The 17,006-nt window shown below is 71.6% G+C and carries 7 protein-coding genes; 3 read left to right on the forward strand and 4 right to left on the reverse strand.

Annotated elements, in window-relative coordinates; genetic code table 11:
* Positions 1-61 precede the first annotated feature (61 nt).
* Both P5P86_RS13295 and P5P86_RS13300 read left to right on the forward strand, forming a co-directional pair.
* On the forward strand, positions 62-4,609 hold the full coding sequence (locus tag P5P86_RS13295) for an Lhr family helicase (protein WP_280607919.1): 4,548 nt from the start codon (positions 62-64) through the stop codon (positions 4,607-4,609).
* The gene (locus P5P86_RS13300; RefSeq protein WP_280607920.1) at positions 4,596-5,354 is read left to right on the forward strand and encodes a DNA-formamidopyrimidine glycosylase family protein; all 759 of its coding nucleotides are present in this window, start codon (positions 4,596-4,598) and stop codon (positions 5,352-5,354) included. Before P5P86_RS13295 ends, P5P86_RS13300 begins: the two co-directional genes overlap by 14 nt.
* A 3-nt stretch (positions 5,355-5,357) precedes the next feature.
* On the opposite strand, the gene P5P86_RS13305 is transcribed toward P5P86_RS13300, so the two are convergent.
* Entirely contained in the window at positions 5,358-5,660 is a 303-nt protein-coding gene (locus P5P86_RS13305) for a helix-turn-helix domain-containing protein (protein ID WP_280607921.1), read from the reverse strand.
* Positions 5,661-5,708: 48 nt separating this feature from the next.
* On the reverse strand, positions 5,709-6,251 hold the full coding sequence (locus P5P86_RS13310) for a CinA family protein (RefSeq protein WP_280607922.1): 543 nt from the start codon (positions 6,249-6,251) through the stop codon (positions 5,709-5,711).
* Positions 6,252-6,293: 42 nt separating this feature from the next.
* Here P5P86_RS13310 and P5P86_RS13315 point away from each other — a divergent pair, with 42 nt between their 5' ends.
* Positions 6,294-8,177 (forward strand): glycoside hydrolase family 15 protein, encoded by a 1,884-nt coding sequence (locus P5P86_RS13315; protein ID WP_280607923.1) that lies wholly within the window; start codon positions 6,294-6,296, stop codon positions 8,175-8,177.
* A 79-nt stretch (positions 8,178-8,256) separates the two neighbouring features.
* On the opposite strand, the gene P5P86_RS13320 is transcribed toward P5P86_RS13315, so the two are convergent.
* Together P5P86_RS13320 and pgsA are read right to left on the reverse strand one after the other, a co-directional pair.
* Positions 8,257-16,200, reverse strand: coding sequence for a putative Ig domain-containing protein (locus tag P5P86_RS13320; protein ID WP_280607924.1), 7,944 nt, complete (start codon positions 16,198-16,200; stop codon positions 8,257-8,259).
* Positions 16,201-16,376: 176 nt separating this feature from the next.
* On the reverse strand, positions 16,377-16,991 hold the full coding sequence (gene pgsA, locus P5P86_RS13325) for a CDP-diacylglycerol--glycerol-3-phosphate 3-phosphatidyltransferase (RefSeq protein WP_280607925.1): 615 nt from the start codon (positions 16,989-16,991) through the stop codon (positions 16,377-16,379).
* Between the last annotated feature and the right edge of the window lie 15 nt (positions 16,992-17,006).

A 17,006-nucleotide genomic window follows, 5' to 3' on the forward strand; every position in this document is an offset into this window, starting at 1 on the left:
CCCCGCCTGGTTGGTCGCGGCTGCCGCACGAGGTTTCCGGTCGGCTGGTTGGATGGACCGCATGTCGGAGCGGCTCGTCCACGATGCGCTGGGCGGGTTCAGCGCGCCCACCCGCGAGTGGTTCACCGCCGCCTTCGCCGCCCCCACACCCGCCCAGGCCGGCGCCTGGCAGGCGATCGGCGCCGGCCGTCACGCCCTGGTGGTGGCGCCCACCGGCTCCGGCAAGACGCTCAGCGCCTTCCTCTGGTCGTTGGACCGCCTCCTGACCCGGCCGGTGCCGGAGAAGACCGAGCGCTGTCGGGTCCTCTACATCTCGCCGCTCAAGGCACTGGCCGTCGACGTCGAGCGCAACCTCCGCGCCCCGCTGGCAGGCATCGGCCATACGGCTGCGCGCCTGGGCATCGAGGTGCCCGAGCTGCGGGTCGGCGTCCGCTCCGGCGACACCCCCGCCGCGGACCGTCGCCGGCTGAGCACCACACCGCCCGACATCCTGATCACGACCCCCGAGTCGCTCTTCCTGATGCTCACCAGCCAGGCGCGGGAGGTGCTGCGCAGCGTCGAGACGGTGATCATCGACGAGGTACACGCCGTCGCCGGCACCAAGCGCGGCGCCCATCTCGCCCTCAGCCTGGAGCGGCTCGACGCGCTGCTGGACACACCGGCCCAGCGGGTGGGGCTCTCCGCCACCGTCCGCCCGCTCGAGGAGGTCGCCCGATTCCTCGGCGGCTCCGCGCCCGTCGAGATCGTCGCGCCGCCCTCGGCCAAGGAGTGGGACCTGCGCGTCGTGGTGCCGGTGGAGGACATGACCGCTCCGGAGGAGTACGACGAGGGGTCGGACACCGACCCGCAGCGGGCCACCTCGATCTGGCCCCACGTCGAGGAGCGCGTCACCGACCTCATCGCCGAGCACCGGTCGACCATCGTCTTCGCCAACTCCCGCCGGCTCGCCGAGCGGCTGACCGGCCGCCTCAACGAGCTCGCCAGCGAGCGCCTCGGCGAGCCGACGGTGATAGCGAAGGCGCACCACGGCTCGGTGTCGAAGGAGCAGCGGGCGCTGATCGAGGACGACCTCAAGCGCGGCCGGCTGCCCGCGGTGGTGGCGACCAGCAGCCTCGAGCTGGGCATCGACATGGGTGCGGTCGACCTGGTGGTGCAGATCGAGTCGCCCCCGAGCGTCGCCAGCGCCCTGCAGCGGGTGGGCCGGGCCGGCCACCAGGTCGGAGAGGTCTCCCGCGGCGTGCTCTTCCCCAAGCACCGCGGCGACCTGGCCCAGACCGCCGTCGCTGTCGAGCGGATGCGATCGGGCGCGATCGAGGCCCTCGCCGTACCGGCCAACCCTCTGGACGTGCTGGCCCAGCAGGTCGTCGCCGCCACCGCTCTCGACGCCTGGCACGTGGACGAGCTCTACGACCTGGTCCGCCGGTCCGCACCCTTCACCGGGCTGCCCCGCAGCGCCTACGACGCCACCTTGGACCTCTTGGCCGGACGCTACCCCTCCGACGAGTTCGCCGAGCTGCGCCCGCGCATCGTGTGGGACCGCGTCGCCGGCACCCTCACCGGGCGACCCGGTGCCCAGCGCCTGGCCGTCACCAGCGGCGGCACCATCCCGGACCGTGGCCTGTTCGGCGTCTACCTGGTCGGTGAGTCGGCGGCCGGCAAGCGGGTCGGCGAGCTCGACGAGGAGATGGTCTATGAGTCGCGCGTCGGCGACATCTTCGCGCTCGGCGCCACCAGCTGGCGGATCGAGGACATCACCCACGACCGGGTGCTGGTCTCCCCCGCACCCGGGATCCCGGGGCGGCTGCCGTTCTGGAAGGGCGACGCCCTCGGCAGACCGGCCGAGCTCGGCGCCGCGATCGGCGGCTTCACCCGCGAGCTGGCTGCCCTGCCGGCGGCCAAGGCCACGGATCGGGTGATGGCGAACGGCCTGGACGCGTGGGCGGCGGGCAACCTGGTCGGCTACCTCCACGAGCAGCTGGAGGCGACCCGCGTCCTGCCCAGCGACACCAGCATCGTGGTGGAGCGGTTCCGCGACGAGCTGGGCGACTGGCGGCTGGTGCTGCACAGTCCCTACGGCACCCCCGTGCACGCCCCCTGGGCGTTGGCGATCAACGCCCGGCTGCGGGAGCGGTACGGCGTCGACGGGCAGGCCGTCGCCTCCGACGACGGCATCGTCGTGCGTATCCCCGACACCGAGGCGGAGCCGCCGGGCGGCGACGTGGTCGTGTTCGGCGCCGACGAGATCGAGGACCTGGTGACCACCGAGGTGGGTGGCTCCGCGCTGTTCGCCTCCCGGTTCCGCGAGTGCGCCGCCCGCGCCCTGCTGCTCCCCCGGCGCGACCCGGGTCGGCGATCGCCGCTGTGGCAGCAGCGCCAGCGGGCCGCCGCGCTGCTCGAGGTGGCCGCCCAGTACCCCAGCTTCCCCATCGTCTTGGAGGCGGTGCGCGAATGCCTGCGCGACGTCTACGACCTGCCCGCCCTGGTCGGCCTGCTCGGCCGGATCGAGCGGCGCGAGGTCCAGGTGGTCGACGTGGCCACCAGCCAGCCCTCGCCGTACGCACGCAGCCTCCTGTTCGGCTACGTCGCGCAGTTCATGTACGAGGGCGACTCGCCGATCGCCGAGCGCCGGGCTGCAGCGCTCTCGCTCGACCAGGGTCTGCTCGCCGAGCTGCTCGGCCGCGCCGAGCTGCGCGAGCTGCTCGACCCGGACGTGCTCGCCGAGGTGGAGACGGAGCTGCAGCGCACCGCGCCCGAGCGCCGCGCCCGCGACGCCGAGGGCGTGGCCGACCTCGTGCGGCTGATCGGCCCGCTGAGCACCGCGGAGGTACGCGAGCGCTGCACGCCCGAGGCACCGATCGGCGACTGGCTGGAGACGCTGCGCGACCAGCGCCGGCTCGTCGAGGTGCGCATGGCCGGCGAGGCACGGTGGGCGGTCGTCGAGGACGTGGGCAGGCTGCGCGACGGCCTCGGCGTACCGGTCCCGCCGGGAACGCCCGCCACGTTCGCCGAGCCCGTCGAGGACCCGGTGGGCGACCTGGTCTCCCGGTTCGCCCGCACGCACGGCCCGTTCACCGCCGAGCAGGTGGCCGACCGGCTGGGCGTGGGGGTGGCCGTCGTGCGCCACACGCTGCAGCGACTGGCCGGTCGAGGCCGCGTACTCGACGGCGAGTTCCGTCCCGGCGGGACCGGCGCCGAGTGGTGTGACGCCGACGTGCTGCGCTCCCTGCGGCGCCGCTCCCTGGCGCGGCTGCGGCACGAGATCGAGCCGGTGGAGCCGACCACCCTGGCCCGCTTCCTGCCGGCCTGGCAACAGGTCGCCTCGACGGGTACCGGACGCGGACTGCGCGGCGTCGACGGCGTGCTGAGCGCCGTCGAGCAGCTCGCCGGGGCTCCGGTGCCGGCCAGCGCGCTGGAGTCGCTCGTGCTCGCCTCGCGGGTGCGTGACTACGAGCCGGCGTACCTCGACGAGCTGACCGCCTCGGGCGAGGTGCTCTGGGCCGGCCACGGCGCGCTGCCGGGCAGCGACGGCTGGGTCTCGCTGCACCTCGCCGACAACGCCGACCTGACCCTGCCCGATCCGCAGCCCTTCGAGCACAGCGAGCTCGCCCAGCGGCTCCTGGACGCACTGGCACCGGGCGGCGCCTGGTTCTTCCGGCAGCTCTCCGACGCCGTGGGCTCGCAGAACGACGCCGCGCTCAGCGCCGCGCTCTGGGAGCTGGTCTGGTCCGGACGCGTCGGCAACGACACGCTCGCGCCGCTGCGCGCCCTGACCCGCACCGGTACGCCGGCGCATCGCAGCAGGCGACCGCCGCCACGCACCCGCCTCGCCGGCGGGCGACCCCGGATGCCGGTCCGCACCGGGCCGCCCGAGACGTCGGGCCGTTGGACGCTGCTGCCCGAGCTCGACACCGACCCGACCCGCCGTGCCCATGCGGCCGCCGAGCGCCTGCTCGACCGCCACGGCGTGGTGACCCGTGGCGCCGTCACGGCCGAGCGCGTGCCCGGTGGATTCGCGGCGGTCTACAAGGTGCTCTCCGCCTTCGAGGAGTCCGGGCGCTGCCGTCGCGGCTACTTCGTGGAGGGGCTCGGCGCCGCCCAGTTCGGCACCGCGGGAGCCGTCGACCGGCTGCGCACGTTCGGCGCGGTCGCCGACGAGGCCAAGCCGGTCGCCGTGTGCCTGGCCGCTACCGACCCGGCCAACCCGTACGGTGCGGCGCTCGCCTGGCCCACCGCACGCGAGGCGGCCGACCCCGACGAGGAGCGGACCGGTGCACCCGCCGCATCGGCGTCGACCGGTCACAAGCCGGGCCGCAAGGCCGGCGCGGTGGTGCTCCTCGTCGACGGCGCCCTCACCCTCTACGTCGAGCGCGGCGGACGCACGTTGCTGTCGTGGACCGAGGAGGAGGCTCCGCTGGCGGCCGCCACCGCTGCGCTGGCGACGGCGGTGCGTGGCGGGGCGCTGGGCAGGCTGACCGTCGAGAAGGCCGACGGCGCGCCGCTGCTCGGTTCCGGCGGGACCCCGCTGCGCGAGGCGCTGCAGCTGGCCGGGTTCGTCGCCACCCCGAAGGGGCTGCGGCTGCGCGAGGGGGTGCGCGATGCCGGAAGGTGACACCGTCCTGCGCACCGCGCGCCGGCTGGACAGGACGCTCACCGGCGGCGTGCTGACCCGCACCGACTTCCGGGTGCCGCGCTATGCGACCGTCGACCTCGCCGGACAGGAGGTGAGGGGCACGATCGCGCGCGGGAAGCATCTGCTGACCCGGATCGGCACCGACTGGACGCTGCACACCCACCTCAAGATGGAGGGGTCGTGGGCCACCCTCAAGCCACGGCAGCGCTGGCCGAAGGCTCCGCACCTGGCCCGGGTGGCGCTCACGACCGAGACGGCGCAGGCCGTCGGGTTCCAGCTCGGCATCGTCGAGCTGCTGCACCGCTCCGACGAGCTCGAGACCTTCGCCTACCTCGGTCCCGACGTGCTGGGGCCCGACTGGGACGAGAACGAGGCCGCCCGGCGGCTGCGCGCGCAACCCGAGCGACCGATCTTCGACGCGCTGCGCGACCAGCGCAATCTGGCTGGGATCGGCACGATGTGGGCGGCCGAGATCTGCTTCACGATGGGCGTGCACCCCACCTCACCCGTCGCCGCCGTGCCGGATCTGGTCCGGATGCTGCGCGTCGCGCACCTCAAGCTCGACCAGGCGATGGCACGGCGCCCGCCGGTCAACGCGGTCTACGGTCGCGGCCGGGCGACCTGTCCCCGCTGTGCCACCCCGATCCAGCGGATCGAGATGGGCGAGGAGGCCAGGCTGCGACCGGCGTACTTCTGCCCGTCGTGCCAGCCGGTCCGGAGCTGAGGGTCAGGCGGCCGCCGAGGCGACCACGTCGCCCGCGGTGCGCACCGGGATCCGCGTCGGCAGCGTCGCCGCCTCCTCGATCGCCACAGCGTCGGACACCTCGCGCAGGACGGTCGCCAGGCTGACGTCCATCGCCGAGCACAGGGAGGCCAGCAGCTCCGAGGACGCCTCCTTCTGGCCGCGCTCGATCTCGGAGATGTAGCCCAGGCTGACCCGCGCCCCGGCCGAGACCTCGCGGAGCGTCATGCCCCGCTCCACGCGCTGAGCACGGAGCACATCACCGAGCAACCGCCGGAACAGCACCATCGGCTTGCCTCCTGTGTTCGAACCGTCCATCGCTGTGGTGGGTCAACGCTACCCGAGGGCCCGTGATTCCCGCCGCACCTGCTCGGTCAACGCCGAGTCGAGCGCGGCGAGCGCCCGCTCGCAGGTCTGCTCCTGGATGGTCGGCCGATCCCCGTCCAGGCTGAGCTCAATCGCCTCGACGCGTCCCGGTCCGGCGATCCCGACGTACACCGTCCCGACCGGCTTCCCCTCCTGCGCCGTGGGCCCGGCGACGCCGGTGGTGGCGAGCGCCCACGTCGAGCCGGTCAGGCCGCGGACGCCGGTCGCCATCGCCTCGGCGCACGGGCCGGAGACCACTCCGTGCTCCTCGACCAGCTCCGCGGACACGCCCAGCAGGGAGATCTTGAGCTCGGTGGCATAGCTGACCACGCCGCCGAGATAGGTGTCGGACACCCCCGGCACGTCGGTGACCAACGCAGCCAGCTGGCCGCCGGTCAGCGACTCCGCCGTCGCCAGCGTCTCCCCCGCCGCCCGCAGCGCCAGGAAGACCCGGGTCGCCAGGTCGAGCGCGGACTGATCGGGTTCCGGAGGCACGTCACTCGACGGGGTCATGGATCGATCCTAGGTCTTCGCCCCAGGCCGTACGCTCGCGTCATGTCTCTGCCCATCGAGGAGTACGCGCTCATCGGCGACCGCCGGACCGCAGCGCTGGTCGGCACCAACGGATCGATCGACTGGCTGTGCCTGCCGAGCTTCGACAGCGGCGCCTGCTTCGCCGCGCTGCTGGGCACCGACGACCACGGGCACTGGCAGTTGCGCCCCAGCGGCGAGCACACGGTGACCCGTCGCTACGTCGGCTCCTCGAGCGCGTTGGAGACCACCTTCACCACCGACTCCGGGGTGATGACGCTGACCGACCTGATGCCCGAGGGCGACGGCCAGGCCGACGTGGTGCGGATCCTGCGCGGGGTCAGCGGGACCGTGAGCATGGAGCACGAGTGGCTGGTCCGGCCCGACTACGGCGCGATCCTGCCGTGGGTACGGCGCCGCACCGTCCACGGCCACCACGTCATCACCGCCACCGCCGGTCCCGACATGCTCGTGCTGCGCGGCCCGCGCCTGCCACGGGCGGCCGATCACCGGCACACCGACCGGTTCGACGTGCGCGCCGGTGACGAGCTGGTCTTCATCACCACCTGGCTGCCGTCCTACGCCTCCCTGGAGGGGCTGGCGGACCTCGACGGTGTCCTGGAGGCGGTCGACCGCACCATCGCCGCCGACCAGGAGTGGGCGGACCGGTGCACCGCCGAGGTTCCGCACCGCGACGTGGTGCTGCGCTCGCTGATGACCCTGCGGCTGATGACCCACGCCGAGAGCGGCGGCATCGTCGCGGCCCCGACCACCTCGCTGCCCGAGGACTTCGGCGGCGTGCGCAACTGGGACTACCGCTACTGCTGGTTGCGCGACGCCGCGCTGACCACCGCGAGCCTGATCCGGGCCGGTTACATCGACGAGGCCGACCTGTGGCGCAACTGGCTCCTGCGCGCGGTGGCCGGCGACCCCCAGGACCTGCAGATCATGTACGGCGTCGACGGGCGCCGGCGGCTGCCGGAGAGCACCCTGGACCACCTGCCGGGCTACGCCGGCTCGACGCCGGTGCGGATCGGCAACGCGGCCGTCGACCAGCTCCAGCACGACGTCCTGGGCGAGGTGATGGACGCCCTGGCCCTGGACCGGGCGGCAGGGGCCCGGCCCGATGCCAACGCCTGGGCCCTGCAGCGCGCCCTGGTCGGTGAGCTGGCCAAGCACTGGCAGGAGCCGGACCACGGGCTGTGGGAGATCCGCGGCGAGCCGCAGCAGTTCACCCACTCCCGGGTGATGATGTGGGTCGCCTTCGACCGCGCCGTCCGCGCGATCGAGGAGTACGACGTCGACGGACCGGTCGAGGAGTGGCGTGCGATCCGCGACCGGATCCGCGAGGCGGTGCTGGAGACGGCGTACGACGCCGACCGCAACACGTTCGTGCAGCACGAGGGCAGCACCGAGGTGGACGCCGCGCTGCTGATGCTCCCGCTGGTCGGCTTCCTGCCCGGGGACGACCCGCGCGTCCTCGGCACGATCGACGCGATCGAGAAGGACCTGCTGCGCGAGGGCCTGGTGATGCGCTACCGCACCGAGTCCGGTGTCGACGGGCTGCCCGGTGACGAGCACCCCTTCCTGGCCTGCTCGTTCTGGCTCGTCTCCGCCTACGCCGGCGCCGGTCGACTCGAGGATGCGCACGCGCTCTTCGACCGGCTGGTGGCGCTGACCAACGACGTCGGGCTGCTGGCCGAGGAGTACGACCCCGGCGAGGAGCGGATGGTCGGCAACTTCCCGCAGGCCTTCAGCCACCTCGCGCTGATCCAGGCCGCCTTCGCGCTCGCCGATGCACGGCAGCCCGGCGACCATGACGCGCCCGACCACGAGCACGGCGCGACCCGCCCCGGTGGGGACGTGGGCCGGGCCGGCGAGGCCGCCGAGACGCTCGGCGAGCCCTGAGTCCGAGCCCGCGAGCTGTCACCGGACGTGCGAGGGCCCGGCCGGTCCTCCGACCGGCCGGGCCCTCGTGCTCTCGCGCCTAGCGCCTGACCTTGATCGTCACGGTGACGGTCCTGGCCAGCGAGGTCGCATCGCCGCTGTAGCTGATCCGGACCTTGTGCTTGCCCGGCTTCGCCTTCTTCAGCGTGATGGTGACCTTGTTGTTCTTCAGCACGCCGCTGCCCTTGAGGCCACCGCCCTTCAGCGTCACCTCACCGGTGTGCCTGGCACCATCGGCCGAGGTCACGGTGATGGTGACCTTGGCCTTGCCGTGCTTGGCCTTGATGGTCTTGTCGAGCACCTTCACCGTGACGGCGACCGGGTGGGTCGTCGGGCCGGTCGGGTGACCGGTGGACGACGCCCTGACCGTCCAGGCCAGCGTCGTGTGCTCCGTCGCGGAGGTGGCGTCGGTGACGGTGATCGTCGCCGCTCCGGAGCCCGCAGCCCGCGGCGTGCCGCTGATGAGGCCGGCGCTGGAGATCGAGACACCCGCGGGCAGGCCCGTCGCCGAGAAGGTGTACGGCGTGGTGCCGCCGGTGGCCGACGCTGTCACCGAGGTGATCGCCCTGCCGGCCGACCAGCTCTGAGCGCCGAGCGGGTTGATCGCCAGCGGCACCGGAGCCGCCGCCACCGTCCAGCCGAACGTGGTCTGCGCGGTCGCGGAGGTGGCGTCGGTGACGGTGATCGTCGCTGTGCCCGAGCCGGCACCGGTCGGCGTACCGCTGATCGCTCCGCCGGCGGTGATCGACACCCCGGCCGGGAGGCCGGTCGCCGAGAAGGCGTACGGCGCGGTGCCGCCCGTGGCCGACGCTGTCACCGAGGTGATCGCCGTGTCGGCGGTCCAGCTCTGGCTCGTGATCGCGTCCAGCGCCAGCGGAGCCACCACCGTCAGCGTGAATGTCGTGCTGTCGGCGTCGAAGGTGGCGTCACCGCCGTACGACGCGGTGATGGTGTGGTCACCGGCCGTGAGCGAGACACCCACCAGCGAGAGGGTGGCCAGGCCATCGTCACCGACCGGAGCGGTGCCGAGGACCTTGTCGCCGTCCTTGAAGGTCACCGAGCCGCCGGGCGTGACGCTGCCCGAGCCCGCGGCGACGGTGGCCTTGATCGACCCCGAGCCGGCGGTCACCTTCTGCGCGTCGGCGCTGACGGTGCTGGTCTGCTTGGGCAGGTCCAGCGGGACGACCGCCACGGTGCCCGTGGTGTCGCCCTCCACCGTCAGCCGACCCTTCGCGCCCGCCGGCAGGGTGACGTCGACGCTCGCGGTACCGCGGTCGTCGTAGGGCTGCGTGGTGTTCGTGTGGGTCACAGCGAACGTGCCGAGCACCGTGCCGTTGAGCTTGACCAGGACATGGGCGTCCTGCGGGTCGCCGGCGGTGTTGGCGGCGCTCTTGCCGGTCATGTCGAGGGAGGCGACGTCGAAGGTGATCTCCTGCGCGTCGCCGGTGATCGTCGGAGCCGTGCCACCGGGGAAGGTGATCTCGACGCCGCGCTGGCTGTCGTCGACCGGCAGGGCCTTGTCGCCGAGGCTCGACATGTAGTCGACCTGGGCCTGCAGGTCCGTCTGCTCGGTGTCCTCCTGGTGGGTGCCGTTCGCGAGCTCCCAGAAGTTGTCGCCGCCGGTGGCCAGGAAGGAGTTGACGGTGACGCTGTAGTGCTGGTCGGCCTCGATCGGCACCCCGTCGAGCCACATCCCGTCGATCACGCCGAGCTTCGCGCCGCTGTGCACCGGGTCGGCGACCTCGTGATAGCTGTAGGTGAAGCCCTTGCTGATGCCCAGCTTGAGGAAGGGGCGGGCCGGGATGTTGGCCTTCGCGTTGTCGATGTTGTCGCGCGACCACTGCTCCTCGAGCACCGTCTTGATCTGATCGCCCGTCAGCGACATGTTGGTCAGCTCGTTGGCGAACGGCTGCACGTCGGCCGCCGCGCGATAGGTGAGGTCGCCGGAGCCGTCGCTGCTCGTGCCCTCCAGGTCGGCCCGCAGGCCGCCGGGGTTCATGAAGGCGATCTGCGCCGACCCGTTCGCCGAGGAGACGTAGCCGTCGGGGTCGTCGGACGAGGTCGCCCAGCGCTGGATCTCGGCGATCTGGTTGCCCAGCGTCGACTCCCCGCCGCGGTTCTCGGTGCCGTCGGAGAGCCGCGCCCTGTCGAACGGACCACCGAGCTTGCCGAGCACCTTGGCGCCGGCGGTGGCCGAGGCCGTCACGGCGTCGTCGACGATGGACTTCACCGCGGCGTCGTCCGGCGCGCTGAACAGCGTGCTGACCGGACCCTTCACGCCGACGATGTTGGAGGTGACGTCCGTCGGCGTGCCGTTCTGGTCGAAGGAGTAGACGAGCTGGTCGAGGGCCACGCCGTAGGAACCCGCCTGCATCACCGGGCGGGTGGTCAGCGGGTTGCTGGCCGTCGCCTTCTTCGGCATCGTGCAGCTGTACTCGAGGTGGGTGTGACCCGACAGGACCGCGTCCACGTCGTCACTCACGCCGTTCAGCTCCTGGGCGAACGAGCCGCCCGCGGAGGTGATCGAGGAGCAGTCGGTCGACGCCGCGCCCTCGTGGGTCAGGAGCACGACGATCTGGTCCCCGGCGGCCTTGAGCTGCGCGGCGTAGCCGTTGATCGCCGCGATGGTGGCCGCCTCGTCGTCGACGTGGATGCCGGCCAGGTTGGCAGGGCTCTCCAGCGAGACGAGGTCGGGGGTGACAGTGCCCACGAAGCCGATCTTGATCGGCTTGCTCGCATCGAGCGGGTTGGCGATGGTGAAGGACTTGGTCGCCGGAGCGATCGTGTCACCGGCCTTGAGCGGGCCGCTGCCATCGGGGTCGGTCGCGTAGGTGACGTTCGCGGCCAGGTACGGCAGCCCGCTCGGGTCGGCCGCCGTCGCCACCGGCCCGTAGGGGTTGGTCGTGGCGTCGTAGGGCTTCATCAGCCGGTTGACGAGGTCCTTCCAGCCCACGTTGCCGGCACCGAGCGACGCCTGGCCGTCGAACTCGTGGTTGCCGACGGTGGAGACGTCGAGACCCAGGGTCGCGAGGGCGTCCAGGGAGGGCTTGTCGTGCGCGGTGAACGACTCGAACGTCGAGGCGCCGACATTGTCGCCGCCGGAGACGAACAGGGTCTTGTCCGCGCCGTACTGCTCGCGGAGCTCGTCGACAGCGCCACCGAGCGCCGCCGCACCACCATCGCTCGAGTCCGCGATGAGGCGCCCGTGGAAGTCGTTGACCCCCACCAGCTGGACGTCGGTCACCTTGGCCGCACTCGCGTCGGCGAGTGCCGGGATCCGGATGCCCATCACCATCGGGTTGTGGTCCGAGCTGCGGAACGGCGTCGCCACCTTGAGGTCGTCGTCGTACGACGCGTCCGCCGGCACCGACGAGCCGGGCGCGGTCCCGTAGTAGAAGTCGGTCGCGTTGGTGTTGAACCGCCCGTAGTCGTAGGCGTCGGTCTCGTTGGCGTTGATCTCCCACACGTCGGCGCCGGTGAACATCGACCTGAAGCCGGCCGACATGAACTCGTGGTCGATCGAGCCGACGGTGCCGTAGCCGACCTGGTCGGTGCCGCTGGTGCCGCTGGTGTTCGGCGTCGCGACGTGGAGCGCGCCGCTGGAGTCCAGGCCGACGTTGACGTTGGAGGTGTAGTTGTAGGTGAGGTCGCTGGCGTCGCTGGACTCGATGAGCGAGAAGTTCAGCGCGCCGACGCCGTTGTCCGGGTCGGTCTTCGAGGCGTCCAGGACGGCGGAGACCGGGTCCTCGTCGGTGTAGGAGTTGAAGTCACCGACCATGAGCACCTTGTCGGTGTGCCACTGCGCCGCGAACTGGTTGGCGAAGCGGACGAGCTCCTGCGCCTCCTTCGTGCGCGCCGTGTTGTAGGCGCCGACGAGCGGGTCGGACTTGTTGTCGCCGGTGACCGTGATCCCCGGGTCGTCGCTGGTGGAGGTCCCACCCTTGGACTTGAAGTGGTTCACGATCACGGCGAAGCCGTCGGCGTTCGGGTAGCCCTTCGGCTTGAAGAACTGGGCCAGCGGCTCGCGGGCCGGGTCGAACGGCGTAGCACCGTTGTAGGTGGGCTGCGCGTTGTTGCCGGTGCCGTCGGGGCTCAGCGGGTTGGCCGGGAAGTCGATGTCGGAGGACCCGACCGGTACGACGGTGGCCACCTTGTAGATGAACGCCGACCGGATCACGTCCTGGGTGGAGGCGTAGGAGCAGCTGGCGTTGGCGCGGGACGCGGCGTTGCCGTCGATCGGGGTGACCCCATCACCGCGCAGGATCGAGCACATGTGCACCATCGAGGTGGCGTCGGTGGCCTCCTCGGGGCTCTTCACGTAGCCCCACACCGTGCTGCCGGCGGCCGCGTTGAGCTTGTCCACCAGGTACTTCAGCGCGGCGTCGCGGTTGGCGATCGGCGTGCCCTGACCCTGGTCCTTGAGGTTCGACAGGTCCGGGGAGAGCGGGCTGTTGGTGATGCCCTGCTTGAGCTTGTTGGGGTTCTCGATCTCCTCCAGCGAGATGATGTCGGCGCCCGAGCTGTGGTTGACCGCGTTGGGGTCGATGCCGCCCAGACCGTTGATGGCGGTGACGATCTTGGCGGTCTGCCGGTCCAGGTCCTGCTGCCGCGCCGCACCGCGCGGGGCGTTCGTCACCCCGGCCTTGTAGGCGGTCGGCGTGCCGGAGACCGGGTCCCAGGCCGTCGCCTGTCCGTACGGCGAGACGCACTGGTAGGTCAGCTCACGGTTGCCGGCCCGGTCGTAGTCGTACTGGCAGCCCTTCGTGGTCGACGAGGTCACGCCTGCGGCGGAGTTGCCGATCGCCGGGTTGTCGTCGGCGAACGCCTCACCGGTCTCGGTGAAGAAGTTCTCCACATTGAAGGTGGCCACCCGGATGTTGGAGGTGGCGTCGGCGTTGATGTTGGCCGGGTCGGGGGTGGCGTTCTCGGCGCGGGTGTCCTCGAAGCTGACCACGTCCTTGCCCAGGTCCGGCGTGCCGGCGGTCGTGGTCGTGCCCGGCGTACCGAGGACGGCGCGCTCCGGCTGCAGGTACCACTTGCCCGGGCGGCTGGCAGCCGTCTGCGACAGGTCCGGCCAGAAGCCGAGGATCAGCGCGTGTCCCGTCGGTGCCGTCACGCGGGCGCCGACGCGCGCCGAGGTCGAGGCGTCCATGTAGGGAAGCGGGATGGCGCTGTTGCCGCTCTTGTTCGGGCTGTAGTGCGTGCTTCCGGAGAGGAAGAAGGTGTTGGTGCCGTCGCCGAGGAAGTAGCCACGGTTGACGATGTCGGTCTCGGCGTCCTGGATGCAGGAGGTCTGCGCGGTGGTGCAGACCTCGGTCGGCTGCACGAGCGGCTTGCCGCCGCTGGCCAGGCCGAGCTCGCCGTCCGACTCGTAGTCGTAGGTGTCGGTCACGACGGTGTCGGTGGGCGCGTAGGCCTCCCACTCGTGGGCCTCCCGATCGGCGTACGTCGCCGGCAGGGTGGTCTGGACCGTCACCGTGCCGAGCGAGGCGCCCAGCTTGTGGGTGTTGGCGACGGTGGCGGTGATCTCGGTCGCGGTCTCCGTGGAGGCGGCGCTGGCTGCCTTGTACTCGCTCACGGTGCCGCTCACCTTGATCGAGTCGCCCACCGTGATCGCGGACCCGTTGGCGTCCTTGCCGGTGAAGGTGGTGCCGCTGTAGAAGACGAAGATCGCCTCCGAGGACGGCGAGGTCGCCACGTCCGGGTCGGGGGTCTGGATGACGAAGCCGGACAGGCCGCTGTTCGCCGTGCCCAGGGCCGCGGCGGTGCCGGTGCCGGAGTAGCCCTCGTCCCAGACCGCTGTGACGACGCCCTCGGTGCTCACCGTCTGTCCGGCCCCCGTGCCCGAGGCCGGCGCGTACGACGAGCGCTGCCCGGCGCCCTGGATGGTCGCGATCGAGGTCACGTCGGCGGTGACGGTGATGCTGAAGGTCACGTCGATGGTGGTCGCGTCGTCCTTGTTCGTCACGGTGATCGTGACGGGGGTCGCCGACTGCGTGGCCGTCGGCGTACCGGTGATCTCACCGGTCGTGCCGTCGAGCGTCAGCCCCGCGGGCAGCGTGCCGCCCGACTTCAGCGCGAAACCGTACCCGTTGGTGTTCGCCGGCGAGGCGGTGAGCTGGATGTCGGCCGGACCGCCCTTGTCGAGGGTCTGGTCGCCCGGGTTGGTCACCAGGAAGCTGCCGACGGTGAGCTTGAAGCTGATCGAGGCGACGTCGTTGAGGGTGTCGGCCGCCTTGGCGGTGAGCGTGAAGGTGCCGGCGGCGCTCGGCGTACCGCTGATCACGCCGGTCGCGCTGTCGATCGACACCCCTGCCGGCTGGCCGCTCAGCGAGTAGGTGATCGCGCCGACGCCGCCGGAGACGTCGAGGTCGATCGGCGTCATCGGCTGGTTGGTGAGAGCCGTCTGGTCGGTGACGGGGGTGAGCTTGAGCTCGGGCTGGGTGTCGCCGTTGGCGTTGATCGCGTACGGCGCGATGGTGGTGAAGTCGGTGTGGTTGTTGTCGGTGTCCGTCCCGACCGGCGAGCGCAGGGCGGCGATCGCGGAGCCGGTGGCCGTCCCGGTGACGGCACCCTCGTAGGCGACCGGGACGTAGCCGGTGCTCGGTCCGTAGCCGACGGCGTCGACGACGTGCGGTGCGTCGGTGAGGTCACCGGCCGTCAGCGAAGTCTCGTCCTGGGTGTCGAGAAGCGCGATGGTGCCGTCGGCGTAGTGCCAGTTGATCGTCGAGTTGTCGTCGGGAGCCGGCAGGTCGACGCCGTTGGAGCCGCCGTTGGAGGACACCCCCGCGATCAGGTAGAACGAGTGCGCCGGGATGTCGCCGGTCAGGTTCGACTGCAGCGTCGCACCCACCACCGGGGGCGTGGCGTTCGACGCCGGGACGTAGGCGATCGAGTCGCCGCTGAGCCCGATGGTGGAGTCGGTCGGGTTGTAGAGCTCGATGAAGCTGTTCTTGTAGGCCGTGCCGCCGTAGCCGCCGTCGCCCCAGACCTCGGCGATGACGACATGGTTCGCTGTGTCGCCGTCGGTGACGGTGAGGGTGAAGTCCTGCTTCGCTGTCGCCGGGGTGTCGGCGCTGTCGGTGACCTTCGCGGTCAGGTGGTAGGTGCCGGCCGCGGTGGGCAGACCCGAGATGACGCCGGCGCTGGACACCTTCAGGCCGCTGCCGTCGACGTCGCCGGACAGGCTGTAGGCGTACGGCGCCTTTCCGCCCGACGCGGTGAGCGCGATCGGCGCGATCGGGGTGTTGCGGAAGGCGGCCTTGTCGGTCACGGCCGCGAGGGCCAGCGGCGTCGGGGTCGAACTGCCGCCGTCGGTCGCCGAGCCCTCGGGGGTCGGCGTCGTCGCCGCGGCGAAGTCGGCTGCGTTGTTGTCGGTATCGGCACCCAGGGTCTTGCGCGAGATCGAGGTCGCGTTGGCGGTCGCGCCCGCCGCGCCGGTGCCCTCGTAGACGGTGGTCGAGGTGCCCCAGCCCACGAAGTCGACCACCGAGGAGGCGAAGGTCCACGGAGCCGACGTGTTCGTCTGCGCGGCCACGGACGAGGTGCTGTTGACCAGGTAGACCTGGCCGCCGGTCCCACTCAGCGCCAACGGCGAGGTGGTGATGGCCAGGTCGACGTTCGGGAGCGGCTTGTTGAGGACCGTGGTGCCGGCCGCCAGCTGCACCAGGAAGTGCCCGTGCGGTGCGACGGAGCCGCTGAGGGCGTTGACACTCGTCGATGCCGGCGCGGTGGTGGAGGCGGCGGAGCGGTACTGGAGACTCATCCCCGACAGGCTCACGGCGGCGTCGGTGGGGTTGAACAGCTCGACGAAGTCGTAGGTGTAGGGCGCACCGCTGTTGCCACCCCCGCCGTACACCTCGTTGATCACCAGATGCGTGGCACCGGCCGCGTGGGCGGCCGGCAGCGTCATGACCTGCAGCCCGGCGGCGGCGAGCGCCCCACCGAGGACAGTGCCGAGGGTGCGGCGTGCGGCGAGCTTCAAGAGGTTCTCCCGGTAGTGCGAACGGACGCCGCGGGGAGGCTCTGCGCGCCCTCAGCCCGGACTCGCAGGGAACCTAACCTGAGAGCACCCCCAAAGAACCCTGACCAAGATGAACGTCATTCGACATTTACCCAACGGCAATGTTGGGCGATGCGGCGCCGGGCGCGGAGAGGGTTTCAGGCCGAGCGCAGGTTGGCGCGCTGGCGCCAGATGCTGGCGTAGAACTGCGCGCCGGACCAGAACGTGAGCACCACCGCCACCACCAGGCAGGCCAGGAAGCCGGCGTGCAGCACCTCGCCGGGCACCTTCCACCAGTGCGCGGCGTCGTCATCGCGCAGCGGCAGCACGAGACCGCCCAGCGCGATCGCCTGGATGAAGGTCTTCCACTTGCCGAGCGTGTCGGCCGCGATGACCACCTTGGACGCGACGGCGAGCCGTACGAAGGTGATGCTCCACTCCCGGATGAGCACCAGGATCGTGACGGCCCACCAGACCTCGCCGACGATCGAGAGGCCGATGAACGCCATCCCGGTGATGGCCTTGTCCGCGATCGGGTCGGCGATCTTGCCGAAGTTCGTGATCAGGTTGTGCTTGCGGGCCAGGTCGCCGTCGATCTTGTCGGTGACCATGGCCACGAAGAAGATCGCCCACGCGACCAGACGCCACCGCGCCGAGTCGCCGCCGTCGACGAGCAGCGCCCAGGCGAAGAAGGGGACCAGCACGATCCGCAGCGTCGTCAGGACGTTCGGGACGTTCCAGTTGCTGGGCTGTGCGGCCTGGGTCTCGGTCACGCCTAGACCCTAGCG

It is taken from the genome of Nocardioides sp. BP30 (assembly GCF_029873215.1).
Classification (GTDB): Bacteria; Actinomycetota; Actinomycetes; order Propionibacteriales; family Nocardioidaceae; genus Nocardioides.

Excerpts from the sequence above, each read along its gene's own strand:
- P5P86_RS13300 (WP_280607920.1), top strand. The coding sequence starts at position 4,596 with ATGCCGGAAGGTGACACCGTCCTGCGCACCGCGCGCCGGCTGGACAGG.
- P5P86_RS13295 (WP_280607919.1), top strand. The coding sequence starts at position 62 with ATGTCGGAGCGGCTCGTCCACGATGCGCTGGGCGGGTTCAGCGCGCCC.
- P5P86_RS13315 (WP_280607923.1), top strand. The coding sequence starts at position 6,294 with ATGTCTCTGCCCATCGAGGAGTACGCGCTCATCGGCGACCGCCGGACC.
- P5P86_RS13305 (WP_280607921.1), bottom strand. The coding sequence starts at position 5,660 with ATGGTGCTGTTCCGGCGGTTGCTCGGTGATGTGCTCCGTGCTCAGCGC.
- P5P86_RS13310 (WP_280607922.1), bottom strand. The coding sequence starts at position 6,251 with ATGACCCCGTCGAGTGACGTGCCTCCGGAACCCGATCAGTCCGCGCTC.